12 protein-coding genes are annotated in these 14139 nt (G+C 62.9%); 9 read left to right on the top strand and 3 right to left on the bottom strand.

The window, feature by feature from the left end:
* Positions 1 to 6: 6 nt before the first annotated feature.
* Positions 7 to 771: a DUF3348 domain-containing protein gene (locus M0D67_RS32635; RefSeq protein WP_266241061.1), complete on the bottom strand. Its 765-nt coding sequence runs from the start codon at positions 769 to 771 to the stop codon at positions 7 to 9.
* 426 nt (positions 772 to 1197) lie between these two features.
* On the opposite strand from M0D67_RS32635, the gene M0D67_RS32630 reads away from it, so the two are divergent.
* Positions 1198 to 2889, top strand: coding sequence for a metallophosphoesterase family protein (locus M0D67_RS32630; RefSeq protein ID WP_266241060.1), 1692 nt, complete (start codon positions 1198 to 1200; stop codon positions 2887 to 2889).
* Positions 2890 to 2972: 83 nt separating this feature from the next.
* On the opposite strand, the gene M0D67_RS32625 is transcribed toward M0D67_RS32630, so the two are convergent.
* Positions 2973 to 3578: a ParB-like protein gene (locus M0D67_RS32625; RefSeq protein WP_154567002.1), complete on the bottom strand. Its 606-nt coding sequence runs from the start codon at positions 3576 to 3578 to the stop codon at positions 2973 to 2975.
* Positions 3579 to 3712: 134 nt separating this feature from the next.
* Between M0D67_RS32625 and M0D67_RS32620 the strand changes: the two genes are divergently transcribed.
* Positions 3713 to 4024, top strand: coding sequence for a hypothetical protein (locus M0D67_RS32620; protein ID WP_154567003.1), 312 nt, complete (start codon positions 3713 to 3715; stop codon positions 4022 to 4024).
* A gap of 65 nt (positions 4025 to 4089) precedes the next feature.
* Here the strand turns inward: M0D67_RS32620 and gcvA are convergent, their stop codons facing one another.
* Positions 4090 to 4980 carry a transcriptional regulator GcvA gene (gene gcvA / locus M0D67_RS32615; RefSeq protein ID WP_154567014.1) on the bottom strand — a complete coding sequence of 297 codons (891 nt, stop codon included), beginning with the start codon at positions 4978 to 4980 and terminating at the stop codon, positions 4090 to 4092.
* Positions 4981 to 5118: 138 nt separating this feature from the next.
* Here gcvA and M0D67_RS32610 point away from each other — a divergent pair, with 138 nt between their 5' ends.
* The 7 genes from M0D67_RS32610 (at position 5119) to M0D67_RS32580 (ending at position 14061) form a co-directional block, all read left to right on the top strand.
* Positions 5119 to 5964 carry a transketolase gene (locus M0D67_RS32610; RefSeq protein ID WP_266241059.1) on the top strand — a complete coding sequence of 282 codons (846 nt, stop codon included), beginning with the start codon at positions 5119 to 5121 and terminating at the stop codon, positions 5962 to 5964.
* Positions 5961 to 6959: a transketolase family protein gene (locus tag M0D67_RS32605; RefSeq protein ID WP_266241058.1), complete on the top strand. Its 999-nt coding sequence runs from the start codon at positions 5961 to 5963 to the stop codon at positions 6957 to 6959. Before M0D67_RS32610 ends, M0D67_RS32605 begins: the two co-directional genes overlap by 4 nt.
* Before the next feature lie 96 nt (positions 6960 to 7055).
* A complete protein-coding gene (locus tag M0D67_RS32600; RefSeq protein ID WP_266241057.1) occupies positions 7056 to 7820 on the top strand; it encodes an SDR family NAD(P)-dependent oxidoreductase in 765 nt (254 codons plus the stop codon).
* Between the two features lie 158 nt (positions 7821 to 7978).
* A complete protein-coding gene (locus tag M0D67_RS32595; protein WP_266241056.1) occupies positions 7979 to 9022 on the top strand; it encodes a TRAP transporter substrate-binding protein in 1044 nt (347 codons plus the stop codon).
* Between the two features lie 4 nt (positions 9023 to 9026).
* Positions 9027 to 10886, top strand: coding sequence for a TRAP transporter large permease subunit (locus M0D67_RS32590; protein ID WP_266241055.1), 1860 nt, complete (start codon positions 9027 to 9029; stop codon positions 10884 to 10886).
* Positions 10887 to 11007: 121 nt separating this feature from the next.
* Positions 11008 to 13077: a transketolase gene (tkt, locus tag M0D67_RS32585; RefSeq protein ID WP_266241054.1), complete on the top strand. Its 2070-nt coding sequence runs from the start codon at positions 11008 to 11010 to the stop codon at positions 13075 to 13077.
* Positions 13078 to 13095: 18 nt separating this feature from the next.
* Positions 13096 to 14061 (top strand): D-2-hydroxyacid dehydrogenase, encoded by a 966-nt coding sequence (locus tag M0D67_RS32580; RefSeq protein WP_266241053.1) that lies wholly within the window; start codon positions 13096 to 13098, stop codon positions 14059 to 14061.
* The last annotated feature ends 78 nt before the right edge of the window (positions 14062 to 14139 follow it).

The raw sequence follows: 14139 nt of genomic DNA, 5'->3' as shown, positions 1-14139 counted from the left end.
TCCCAGTTAGCAGGTGCGAAGGGCGGCGAGCAGCCCCTCGACCGGTTGTAAACGAACATCCAGTTCGGCCAGCAACACGCTCTGCATATCTTTGCGGAACGTGTTCAGCCACGTGCCGGGTGTGGCGGGTGTGGCGGGCGGGACGGTTGCGGCGTCCCCCGAGGCTTCGGCGTCGGCCAGCGTCTGTTGCTCCGCCTCACGCAAACGCTCGAAGTGCCCCTTGAGCAAGCCGGGCACGGCGGCCAGCAGACTCCGCTCACGCTCGCTGAGCGCTCGCTCCATCACGGCGTCCACCACCGCGAGCCGGGCCATGGCGGGCGTTCTGGCGGCCAGCATGGCCCGCAGTCGGGCGCGCAGGGTGCCGATGCCCGTCTCCATCGACTGCTGCATGGAGAGGTAGCGCTGACGAAAAACCGCGTAATCGACTGGCGCATCCGCCGGGGCGCCTTGCGGGAGCGCCTGCGCCGCCGACCCGCGACGCCTCGCGACGGCAAACACGCTATCGCCGACGATGGCATCCGCCAACGACGCGCGCACGCGGGCGCACTCGCTCTCTTCAGCGTCGCTGAAGGCGCGTGCGCCGACGGCGACGGCGGGCGGAGCGTTGCTCAGCGCCGAGGACAACGCGATCGCGTCGGTCCAGCCGAGCCATTGGCTTAGCTGGTCCGAAAGCGACTGGCTGGATTCGGGAACGTCGACGTCCGTCAGGCGAGCAAGTAAACGAATGAGCGCCGGGCCACTGAAAGCTGTGCGCTGTGGGGCTTGCACCATACCACCAGAGTCAAAAAAGTCAGCAGTTTACACGGCGGCGGGGTGAGGGATGCAGCCCCTTAATGAGTGGGCGGGGTAAGCGAGGGGTTTCAGCGCGGCCAACGGGCCGATTGTGATGCAGTAATTTGGGCCGCCATGAGGGTTTTTACGAGGTTAATTGGGCGGCTTCTACACCGTCTATCGACTGAATGATCACGGCGGTCGGGCGGCGTGATGCACCGCGCCGACGCGGTGTAGTCTCTCCCGAAAGAGGCGGCACGGCACCGCCCACGTCCAGCCGTTTCATCTGCATGTCATAGCTTCGCGACTAGGATGCCCTGTCACTTCTGTCGCACCTTGGTCCGACACGGCACGCGCGGCTCACATAACACCGTGCGTTCGCCGTCCGCGTTGCCGACCTTCCACCCCCCTACAAAAACACCCGACATGACAAACAAGAAAATCGACAAGGATTTGCCGACCGATCAGGGCGCTACCATCGTCTCGCGCCGTGGCTTTCTGAAGTTTGCGGGCGCATCGAGCCTCGCGACGGCCGCGGGCGCGCTCGCGTCGGCGGCGCGGGCCGCGAACGGCGCGCCCGACGGTACGCCGGAGCAGATCCACCTGACCTGGGGCAACGATCCGACGAGCGAGGTCACCGTGTCATGGGCATCGCCGGCGCCGGCGGTCAATCCGCAAGTGCGGTTAAGCGGCGGGGGCGGGGCGAGAGTAACGGTGCACGGCGTGCAAAGCACCTATACCGATGGCCTCAACGGCGAAGTCGTGTTCACCTATCACGCGCGTCTGCGTGGCCTGAAGGCCGACACGAGCTACGAGTACGAGGTGAGCGCCGACAACGACAGCAACGCGGCCCAGCCCTTCACCGCGAGCTTCCGCACTGCGCCCCGCGGCCGCGCGTCGTTTCGCTGGACGAGCTACGGCGATCTCGCCACGCCCAACACCGGCTGGGTCCTGTCGTCGCCGCAAAGCCGTTTCGCGGTTCAGGCCGTCGAGCGATTTCAGCCGCTGTTCCACCTGCTCAACGGCGATCTCTGCTACGCCAACCTGAACCCGACGCACCAGCCCGACGTGTGGCGCGATTTCGGCAACAACTGCCAGACCTCGGCGTCGAACCGGCCGTGGATGCCCTGTCCGGGCAATCACGAGCTCGAATTCCACAACGGCGAACAGGGCCTCGCCTCGTATCTCTCGCGCTACACGCTGCCGGAGAATCACACGCGCTTCCAGGGACGCTGGTACAGCTTCCGCGTGAGTTCGGTGCTCTTCATCTCGCTCGATGCTGATGACGTGGTCTATCAGGATGCGGCTGCGTTCGTGGCCGGCCCGAATCCTCTCGTGCCGGTGGCGAGTACCGGCAATCCGCCGATTCAACCAGGCACGTCGCTCTATGTGCGTGGCTATAGCGAGGGCGAGCAGACCCGCTGGCTCGAGAAGACATTGCACCGGGCGGCGGAAGACGACGAAGTCGACTGGATCGTCGTGCAGATGCATCAGGACGCGCTGAGTTCATCGAAGACCGGCAACGGTTCCGACAAGGGCATCCGCGAAGCCTGGCTGCCGCTGTTCGACCGCTACGGCGTCGATCTGGTGCTGTGCGGGCATGACCATGATTACGAGCGCAGCTATCCCGTGCGCGGCTGCAATCACAACAAGGGCACCGATATCGCCACAGGACGCGTGGTCGATACATTGCAGCCGCGGCCGGTGATGTCGGCCGTGTCGTCGGGGGCATCGACGTTCGATACGAGTCACGGCACGATTCACCTGATTCTCGGCGGTGGCGGGACGAGTGCGCCGCTCGATGTGTACGGGGTGGATATCGGCACCGGCTTGCCGCAGGCGCGTATTTTTACGCGGCCGAATCGTCCGGTTGCCGGGACGACCGCGAGTACGTTTGTGCGTGCCAGCGCGGATGCCGTTGAAGATGCAGTGTGGTCGGCGCAACGGGATACGGGCACGGGCTACGGTATCGCGGTGTTCGATCATGATCCGGGCCATCCGGGTGGCGAGACCACGATCACGATGAACTACTACCACGCGCCGGGTGCGGATCAAACACCGACGCAGAACTATGAGTTATTCGAAACGATCGAGTTGAAGAAGAAGCGACACGGATAAGTTGCTCTTCGCTGCGGTTCGACGCTCCAGCGACTTACTTTTCGGGGCGTCGAACGGTTTCTTTGCCGGCGACTATCTCGACGCTATTTCGCGCGGCGGGACTTGAAACCCGGCAGTGTCCGGGCGTCGGGGCTCCACGCAAGGTGGACTGCCTGCTCCACTGCTGCCTTGAACTGCGACTCGCTCGTCCAGACCGGCATACGTGTGCGATAAAAGTCCGCCCACTGAAATTCGGCGAAGGGTTCCGGTGTCTTCAGATAGCCGCCCGCGTCGCGCACGAATGCGGCGAGGCTGCGGTACGGATCGTCCGTGAGGGCGGAAACCTCATCGGGGATCGAGGAAATGGCTCGCAGGATGCCGCGTTCATCGTAGGGATGCACCCAGCGCCTTTCAATCACGGTGTCCCAGAACTTCGCGTCCGGCAGCCGCGACAGGTCCGCTACGACCTCGGCGAACGCTTTCGCGATACCGCCATCCCACAGCGCACGCGCGAGATGGTGGTGGTCGATGACATAGTGCCTGTCATGCTTGCCGATGACGGTGGGAATCGGTGCGCTTTTCAGAAAGTCTTTCAAAGACTTTGCATCCATGGCCAGCAGGCGCTTTCGTTTTGCATCGACTTCCAGCATGCCGACCGTTGCCTGCAGCGGCCGCAGTTGTTCAATGCCGACACTCGTTATTCTTGCCATGGCGTGCCCCTCCGTATCCGGAGCATTCTACTGCTCTGCTCAAGCTGGACTCCCTTAAATAGAAACGGTAGGCTGTCAGTGCTGGTGACTCTGTTTGGCTATGCTGGTCTTGAACGACAACGTGGAGCCTGCACATGGACGTGAGCACTGAAACGCTGGTGGAACTGCTGCGGGAAGTAGAAGCCGACGACCCGATCGACTACGCGGACCTTCCATTTGGAGAACAGGAACTCAGGCGGCTCGTCATGAGTTCACTTGTCGAGCGTCACCACCAGGTCGAAGCAGGCAACATGTCGATCTCCGATATCCACGCGCTGTATCTGCTGAGCACCGCTAAGCTCGTTCTTGAGAACACGGTGCTTCACGCGAGGCTGCTTCTGCTTCAGGGGCAGCAGGTCGACGTGCGGTCACTGCTTGCGCCGTTCACCCTCAAAGGCAAACCTTAAAGGCCGGTAGTCGGCACTGTCACCGGCAGCGCATTGCGCATCACCGGATCAGTCCCGCACGCGCATCACTTCTCAAGTTCCGCAAACAGCCAATCCTGGAAGCTATGCAGCTTCGGCAATTCGGCGCGAGACTTCAGCAGGTTCAGCGTATAGCCATGTACTGGAAGTCCTTCCAGGCCGAACGGCGCCACCAGTCGCCCCGTTTCCAGTTCACGCTGCGCCAGAAGCAGGCTTTCGAGGCAGACGCCCAAGCCGTCCACTGCCGCGCTGATCGCCATGAACGATCGATCGAAACGCGGACCGCGTCCGATATCGAGCCGCGTCTTGCGATAAAGACGCATCCAGTCTCGCCATCCGACCAGACACCCCTCGCTATGAATCAGCGCATGGTGCGGTAAATCCGCGACGCTGCGCAGCGGATGCTCTCCAGCCATCAGCGCGGGCGAGCACAACGGCACGATCGTCTCGGGTGGCAATTCGAGCACCATTGTGCCGGCCGGCTGCAACTTTCTCGGACCGTAGCGGATGTCGATATCCACCGCTTCCGAGATCAGATCCACCGCCTCTGACGAGGCATTCAACCGTACGTCGATATCCGGATGCGCCGCACTGAAACGCGCGATGCGCGGCATCAGCCATTGAGTCGCAAAACTGGGCGTGCAATGGATCGTGAGGATGTCGCTCTTGGCGGCGCGCCCGATCTCGCGGGTGGCTGAGTCGATCCGCGCGAACGCCGCGGTGATTTCCTCAGCGTATTGCCGCCCATAGTCCGTCAGGATCACCGTACGGTGCAGCCGATGGAACAGACGAATGCTCAATTGCTCTTCCAGCAGCTTGATCTGATGGCTGACGGCTGAGGGCGTGACAAACAGTTCGTCTGCTGCGAGCGCAAACGACGAGAGCCGCGCGGCGGCCTCGAATGCCTGTATCGACTTGAAGGTGACGCGATTGTGCATGGCAGCATCAAGGTGAATTGAATTCATCCATTGGCCCATCTTAATTCGTTTGAGCGCGTGTGAGCGCGAGATTACGCTTGAGTCACTGGGATCGGCATCACAGCGGCCCCTGCAAAGCGATCCATAAGGAGACAAACAGTGACCACTAGCGAAACCGCGCCGTACGCCCAACTCGCGGAGCACGCCTATCAGATTCGCCGCAACGCGCTGCGCATGGGCGAAGTGCAGGGGCAGGGTTATATCGGCCAGGCGCTCGATATCGCCGATGTCCTGGCCGTCGCCTACTTCCGCGCCATGCGCTATCGCGCCGACGACCCCGAATGGGAAGGCCGCGACCGCTTTCTGCTATCGAACGGTCACTACGCCATCGCGCTGTACGCCGCGCTGATCGAAGCCCGCATCATCGCCGACGAAGAACTGGAAACCTATGGCAGCGACGACAGCCGTCTGCCGATGTCCGGTATGGCGAGCTATACGCCCGGCATGGAGATGTCCGGCGGCTCGCTCGGGCAGGGACTGACGATCGCGGTGGGCCGCTGCCTGGGTCTGAAGCGCAAAGGCTCGGATGCCCGCGTCTACACGCTGTTCTCCGACGGCGAACTCGATGAAGGCGCGATCTGGGAAGGGCTGATGTCGGCCGCGCACTGGAAGCTCGACAACCTGATCGCGATGGTCGACGTCAACAACCAGCAGGCCGACGGACCGTCGTCGAGCGTCATGGCGTTCGAGCCGCTGGTCGACAAACTGCAGGCGTTCGGCTGGTTCGTGCAACGCGTGGACGGTAACGATCTCGCCGCCGTCGTCGCCGCGTTCGATGCGGCACACGCGCATCCGGAAGCGCAACCGCGAATCATCGTCTGCGATACGCGGATGGGGTGTGGCGTGCCGTTCCTCGAAGCGCGCGAGAAAAATCACTTTATTCGCGTCGATGCGCACGAGTGGCAACTCGCGCTGCAGGCGCTGGAAGCCGGGAGAACCGTATGAGCGCCGCCGTACCGAAACCGCGTCTGAAAACATCGGCGATGATCGCCTCGATTGCAGGTGAAGGGCAGATCACCCGTTCGGCCCCGTTCGGCCACGCCCTGGTCGAACTGGCGCGCAACCGGCCTGAAGTGATCGGCATGACCGCCGATCTCGGCAAGTACACGGACCTGCATCTGTTCGCGAAGGAATACCCGGAACGCTATTACCAGATGGGCATGGCCGAACAACTGCTGATGGGCGCCGCGGCCGGCATGGCGCACGAAGGCGCGCAGCCGTTCGTCACTACCTACGCTGTGTTCGCCGCGCGCCGTGCTTATGACTTCATCCATCAGGCGATTGCCGAGGACAACCTCGACGTCAAGATCGTCTGCGCCTTGCCCGGCCTCACCACCGGCTACGGCCCGAGCCACCAGGCGGCGGAAGACCTCGCCCTGTTCCGCGCGATGCCGAACCTCACGGTGATCGACCCGTGCGATGCCATCGAAATCGAGCAGATGGTGCCGGCCATTGCCGACCATCGCGGGCCGGTGTATGCGCGACTGTTGCGCGGCAACGTGCCGGTCGTGCTCGACGAATACGACTACCAGTTCGAACTTGGCAAAGCGAAGCTGCTGCGCGACGGCGCCGAGGTGCTGATCATCTCGTCCGGGATCATGACGATGCGTGCGCTGGAAACGGCGAAGGCGCTGGCCGCCGATCGCGTCGACGTAGGTGTGCTGCACGTGCCGACCATCAAGCCGCTCGACACCGCCACGCTGCTGCGCGAAGCGCGCCGTTCCGGCCGCCTTGTCGTGGTGGCGGAGAACCATACGGTGATCGGCGGGCTGGGCGAAGCGGTGGCCGCCGTGCTGCTGACCAATGGCGTCACGCCACCGTTCCGTCAGATCGGCTTGCCCGACGCGTTTCTCGACGCGGGTGCGCTGCCGACCTTGCACGACCGCTACGGCATTTCCACCGAGGCGATGTGCGACACGATCAAAGGCTGGCTGCGGTAAAGGTTCATAAGTGCCGGTAAGTGCCGCACACACGCGTACTCGCCGATAGCAAACAATTCAGCAAACCATAAGCTTCATATTCAGGAGATCCGCATCATGTCAGAGTCACGTCTACTCGACGGCAAGGTCGCCGTCATTTCCGGCGGCGCGTCGCCGCGCGGCATCGGTATGGCGACCGCCCGCATGTTCGCGGCGCACGGCGCCCGCATCGCCATCTTTGATCTCGACGAAAATGCCGCGGTCGAAGCCGCTGCGTCGATTGGGCCCGAACATCGCGGCTATGTGTGCAATGTGACCGACCGTGGCGCCTGCCAGGCCGCTGTCAACCGCACCGTCGCCGATTTTGGTTCGATCGATATCCTGATCAACAACGCCGGCATTACCCAGGCTGCCAAGCTGCTCGAGATCGACCCGGAAAGTTGGGACCGCATTCTCGACGTCAATCTGCGCGGCGTGTTGTATCTGTCGCAAGCGGTCGTCCCGCAGATGAAGAAGCAGAGGAGCGGTTCGATCGGCTGCATGTCGTCGGTCTCGGCGCAGCGCGGCGGCGGCATTCTCGGCGGCCCGCATTACTCGGCGGCGAAGGCCGGCGTGCTGGGCCTCGCCAAAGCGATGGCGCGCGAACTCGGCAACGACGGCATTCGCGTGAACTGCGTGACGCCGGGTCTGATCCAGACCGACATCAACGCAGGCAAGATCAGCGGCGACAAGCGCGGCGAAATTCTCGCGGGCATTCCGCTTAATCGTTTGGGCGTACCTGACGATGTGGCCGGCGCCTTCCTGTTCCTCGCGTCGAACCTGTCGTCGTATATCACCGGCGCGGTGATCGATGTGAACGGTGGCATGCTGATTCACGGCTGACGCCCAACGGCAGGACGGGCCGTTGGGCGGGAGGCCGGCGGCGGCGATGGAGACCACGTAGTAGAGAACAGACGACCGCGGCGAGCAACACGTGCAGCCGCCGCGGTTCAGATTCCAAAACCATAACGACGCGCGATCCAGCATTGGAGGAAGACACCATGACAACCCGTTCGAACGCCCCGCAGGGCATCAGCCGCCGCACCTTTCTGAAGGCCGGTGCGACCTTATCCGCCGCCGCGCCGTTATGGAGCATCTCGCGAAGCGCGATGGCGGCCCCCGAGTTTTCGTACAAACTCGCCACCGGCCAGGACCCGACACATCCGGTCAACATCCGGGCGCAGGAGGCGATCAATCGCATTCGCGAAGCGACCAAGGGTCGCCTCGACATCAAACTCTTTCCGCAGAATCAGCTCGGCTCCGACACCGATCTGCTGTCGCAGGTGCGCAATGGCGGCGTCGAGTTCTTCAACCAGGCGTCGTCGATTCTGGCGACGCTGACGCCCGCCGCGGGCATCGTCAACATCGGCTTCGCGTTCAAGGACTACGACGCGGTCTGGAAGGCGATGGATGGCGATCTCGGCAACTACATCCGCGCGCAGATCGGCAAGTCGGGCCTCGTGTCGGTGAGCAAGGTGTGGGACAACGGCTTCCGGCAGATCAGTTCATCGACCCGGGCGTTACGTGCGCCCGCTGATCTGAAAGGCTTCAAGATTCGCGTGCCGCAAGCGCCGATGCTGACCTCGCTCTTCAAAGCACTCGACGCCGGCCCCGCGCCGATCAATTTCAACGAGCTGTATTCAGCGTTGCAAACCGGCGTGGTGGAAGGTCAGGAAAACCCGCTGCCGATCATCGCGACGGCGAAGCTCTATGAAGTGCAGAAGTACATCAGCCTCACGTCGCACGTGTGGGACGGTTACTGGATTCTCGGCAATCGCGCTGCTTGGGAGCGTCTGCCTGCGGACATCCGCGCGATCGTCACGCGTGAATTCGAAAGCGCCGCGATGCTGCAACGCGCGGATATCGCCAGGCTCAGCCTCTCGTTGCGCGACGACCTGAAAAAGAAGGGCATTACCTTTATCGATGTCGACCGGGACGCTTTCCGTAGCGCGCTGGCCAAGACGAGCTTCTATCACGACTGGAAAGCCAAGTACGGCGACGAGGCGTGGGGACTGATGGAGAAGTCCGTCGGAAAACTGGGGTAATGCGATGATCTCGATCTCCTATTCGCACGAGCGGCAGCATCGGTTCGCCTGCGCGCTCGACTCCGCTCTCGGCCATCTGGTGGAGATTCCCGCTGCGTTGCTGGTGCTTGCGGAAATCGTCGTGCTGCTGGCTGGTGTGACGAGCCGCTATCTGCTGCACGCGCCGCTCGTGTGGTCCGATGAACTCGCGTCGATGCTGTTCCTGTGGCTCGCCATGCTTGGCGCCGTGATCGCGTTGCGGCGCGGCGAGCATATGCGGATGACGGCGCTGGTCGGCATGGCGCCGCCAGGTGTGCGCGCCTTTCTCGACGTGGTCGCGATCGCCGCGCCGATCGCGTTCCTCGCGATGGTGATCGGTCCGGCGATCAGCTTCGCGCAGGACGAATCGTTCATCACCACGCCGGCTCTCGAATTGTCGAACTCGTGGCGCGCGGCGGCATTGCCGGTCGGTTCGGCGCTGATGCTGCTGGTGGCAGTGGTACGGCTCGCGCGCATGGGCAACTGGCGCCTGACGCTCGCCGCGATTGCAACAGTCGGCGCGCTGGCCGGCCTCTTCATTGCACTGGGACCGCTGCTGCACGATCTCGGCAATATCAACCTGCTGATCTTCTTTGTCGGCCTGGTCGCGCTCGGTGTGCTGAGCGGCGTGCCGATTGCCTTCTCGTTTGGACTCGCCACCTTTGGCTACCTTGCGTTGACCACGAATACGCCGATGCCGGTGGTGGTCGGCCGGATGGACGAGGGCATGTCGCATCTGATCCTGCTTTCGGTGCCGCTTTTCGTGTTTCTCGGCCAGTTGATCGAGATGACCGGCATGGCCGCGGCGATGATCGCGTTTCTCGCGAGCTTGCTGGGTCACGTGCGTGGCGGCCTGTCATACGTGCTGGTCGGCGCGATGTACCTGGTGTCGGGCATATCGGGCTCGAAAGCCGCGGACATGGCGGCAGTCGCGCCCGTGTTGTTTCCCGAGATGAAAGCACGCGGTGCGAAGCCGGGCGATCTGGTCGCACTGCTGGCCGCGACCGGCGCGCAGACCGAGACGATTCCGCCGAGCCTCGTGCTGATTACGCTCGGTTCCGTGACTGGCGTGTCGATCTCGGCGCTCTTCACAGGCGGCATGCTGCCGGGCATCGTGTTGGCTATCACGTTGTGCATCGTGGTGCAGTGGCGTTATCGACGCGAAGACATGTCCGGCGTCAAGCGTGCGACGGGTGTGGAGATTCTGCGCAAGTTCGTCATCGCGTTTCCTGCGATCGCCTTGCCGTTCGTGATTCGCGCAGCGGTGGTCGAAGGTATTGCAACGGCGACAGAAGTCTCGACCATCGGCATTGCGTATGCGGTGCTGGCGGGCTTGCTGATCTATCGCCGTTTCGAGTGGACGCGGCTCAAGCCGATGTTGATCGATACAGCAACGTTGTCGGGCGCGATTCTGCTGATCATCGGCGCGGCGACGAGCATGGCATGGGCGTTGACTCAATCGGGCTTCTCAGGGCAGCTCGCGCAGACGCTCGGTGCACTGCCTGGCGGCGCGGCGATGTTCATGGCGGCATCCATCTGCGTATTCGTTATTCTCGGCAGCGTGCTCGAAGGCATTCCGGCGATCGTGCTGTTCGGCCCGCTGATGTTTCCGATCGCGCGGGCGATGCACATCCATGACGTGCACTACGCAATGGTGGTGATCCTGTCGATGGGTGTGGGTCTGTTCGCACCGCCGTTTGGTGTGGGCTATTACTCGGCCTGCGCGGTGAGCCGCATTCATCCCGACGAAGGCATGAAGCCGATTCTTGGCTATATCGCCGCGTTGATGGTCGGGTTAATCATCGTTGCCGCGGTGCCGTGGATTTCAACAGGTTTCCTGCATTGATCCGCTGACGTATGAGGCTGCGCGGTGCCGTCTCATGCGAAGTTCTTCCGCCTGATTCGATTCGATTCGTTTTGATTGCCGCCGCCCTGGATTCCGGGGCGGCGTAGAGGAGCCTTTTGTCATGTCCACCACTGAAGCTCAGTCTGCTGCACCGGTTGCTTCGCTTACGCCATCGACTTCGCTGTTGGCCGCAGCGACGCAAACGCAATCTCGTGAGCAAACGCCCCAATCGCCGTTGGCCGACGCGATCCGCTTCCTCTCCATCGATTCAATTCTGCGCGCGGGTGAAGGCCATCAGGGCGTGCCGCTTGGCATGGCCGAAATCGCAACCGCGTTGTTCACCCGGCACCTGAAATTCAATCCCGCCGATCCAACCTGGCCCGACCGCGACCGCTTCGTGCTGTCCAACGGCCACGGTTCGCTGTTGCTGTATTCGCTGCTGTATCTGACTGGCTATGCGGCGATCGGGCTTGACCAGCTCAAGACTTTCCGCGAACTGGGTTCGCATTGCGCGGGACATCCCGAGTACGAGCCGGCGCATGGTATCGAGGCGACCACCGGTCCGTTGGGGCAAGGCATTGCCAACGCGTTCGGCATGGCCATCGCCGAAGCGTATCTCGCGGCGAATTTCGGCCGCGAGCTCGTCGATCACTACACGTATGCGTTCGTCGGCGACGGCTGTCTGCAGGAGGGCATCGGTCAGGAAATGATCTCGCTGGCCGGCCATCTGCGGCTCGGCAAACTGATCCTGTGCTGGGATGACAACCAGATCACCGACGACGGCAGCACCTCACTCTCGATCAGCGAGGATGTCTGCGCGCGATTTCGCGTTGCCGGTTGGCAGGTGATCGAAGTCGACGGTCACGATCTCGAAGCGGTCAGCGCGGCGTTGACGATTGCGCGCGCCGACCCGCGGCCCTCGATGATCGCGTGCAAGACGGTCATCGGCCGCGGCATTGCGCGCTTGCAAGGACAGCGCGGCGGCCATAGTGGCAAGTTGTTCCAGGCGGATGCCGACGCGGCGCGCGCACAACTCGGCTGGCCGCACGCACCGTTCGACGTGCCGGCCGATATCCTGAGCGCATGGCGCGAAGCGGGCCGGCGCAGTAGTGACGAATACAACGCGTGGCATGCGCGTCTCGCCGCGTTGCCGGACGCGCAGTGCGCCGAGTTCGAACGGGTCATGGCGGGTGGCTTGCCGGAAGGTTGGTGTGACGTGCTCGACGCTTACCGCAAGCGTGCGGTGGAACGCGACGAGCCGCAGCCTGGCATCACCGTGTCCGGCGAGATCAGCGATCTGTTCGCGCCGCTGCTGCCTGAACGCATGGTGGGTTGCGCCGATCTCGAAGCGCCTACGGGCCACAAACGCCAGTTGCACGCCTTCACCGCCGACGACCACAGCGGCGCGTACGTCCACTGCGGTGTGCGCGAGCATCTGATGGGTGCGATGGCCAACGGCATGGCCGCGCACGGCGGCATCGTCGCGACCAGCGTCACGTATCTGGCGTTCTCCGACTATCAGCGCCCGGCGATGCGCATGGCCGCGCTGATGGGCCTGCCGGTGCACTACGTGTTCAGCCACGACTCGATCGGCGTCGGCAAAAACGGGCCGACGCATCAGCCCGTGGAGATACTCGCCTCGTTACGCGCCATGCCGAATATGCGCGTGCTGCGTCCCGCGGATGCGGTGGAGGCCGCCGAGTGCTGGGCCCTCGCGCTCGAACATCGGCGCGGGCCGAGTACGTTGATTTTTGCAAGGCAGGCGTTGCCGCTGGTGCGCCGCGAATATAGCGCCGAGTCGTTGTCGCGTCGCGGCGCCTATGTGCTGGCCGAAGCGGACGGCGGCGCGCGTGTCGTGACGTTGCTGGCCACCGGCTCCGAGGTCGCGTTGGCGTTGCAGGCACGCCTTCGGTTACAGGAAGAGGGCATTGCGACCGCGGTGGTGTCGATGCCGTGTTGGGAAATCTTCGATGAACAGGACGCTGACTATCGCGCCGCGGTTTTGGGTCCGAACACGGTGCGCGTCGGTATCGAGGCGGCACTGCGTTTCGGCTGGGATCGCTATCTGGGCGAGCGTGGCGGTTTTGTCGGGATGACGGGCTTCGGTGCCTCGGCTTCCGCGGAGACGTTGTACGAGCACTTCGGTATCACCGCGCAGCATGTCGTGGCCGAAGCAAAGCGGCATCTGTAAATCAACAAGGACATGAGCATGCATAAGATCGCCTTTCTCGACCGCGCCACGCTTGCGCCGCAAATCGTGTTGCGCGAGCCGCGCTTCGATCATCAGTTGATCGAGTATGAAAACACGTCTCCTGAGCAGGTGTTGCAGCGGCTCGCCGGTGTGTCGATCGCGATCATCAACAAGGTGGCGCTAACGCAGGACGTGCTCGCTCAATTGCCCGATCTGAAACTTGTCGCCATCGCCGCTACGGGCACCGATTGCGTCGACAAAGCGGCTTGCCAGCGGCTCGGCATCGCCGTGTGCAATATTCGCGGCTATGCGATTAACACGGTGCCCGAGCACACGTTCGCACTGATACTCGCGCTGCGGCGCAATCTGATCGCGTATCGCGATGACGTGCTCGCCGGCGAGTGGCAGAAGTCCGGACAATTCTGTTTCTTTACGCACGCGATTCACGATCTGGCCGGCGCGCGTCTTGGCATCATCGGTGAAGGCGTGCTCGGCCAGCGTGTCGCGGAAATCGCCAAAGCCTTCGGCATGCAACCGATGTTCGCCGCGCACAAAGGGCGTGACGGTCTGGGTCCGCTTTACACGCCGTGGGACGAGGTGCTCGCGACCAGCGACATCATCACCGTGCACAGTCCGCTCACACCGAACACACGGAATATGCTGGCCATGCCCGAGTTCCGCGCGATGAAAAGAAAGCCCTTGATCATCAACACGGCGCGCGGCGGCCTGGTCGATGAAGGTGCATTGGTGCAGGCGCTCGACGAAGGTTTGATCAGCGGTGCAGGTTTCGATGTGACCGCATGCGAACCGCCTCCTGAGGACAATCCGCTGATGCGTGCGGCCGGTCGCCCGAACGTTATTCTGACGCCGCATGTTGCATGGGCGTCGGACGAGGCGCAACAGCGTCTTGCCGATCAATTAATGGACAACATTGAAAACTTCGTCAACGGTGTGCCGACCAATCTGGTGCAAGGGGCATATTGATTGCCAGCGCACGCGGCGTCACGCTGCGTGCGGATCGTCGGACAAATCGCATGCGCCTCGATCGCGAACAGAACTAGT

The organism is Paraburkholderia sp. SECH4, assembly GCF_030511745.1.
GTDB lineage: Bacteria > Pseudomonadota > Gammaproteobacteria > Burkholderiales > Burkholderiaceae > Paraburkholderia > Paraburkholderia madseniana.
The sequence above is the reverse complement of the archived record's forward strand: the minus strand, read 5'-3'. Positions and strand labels throughout refer to the sequence as shown.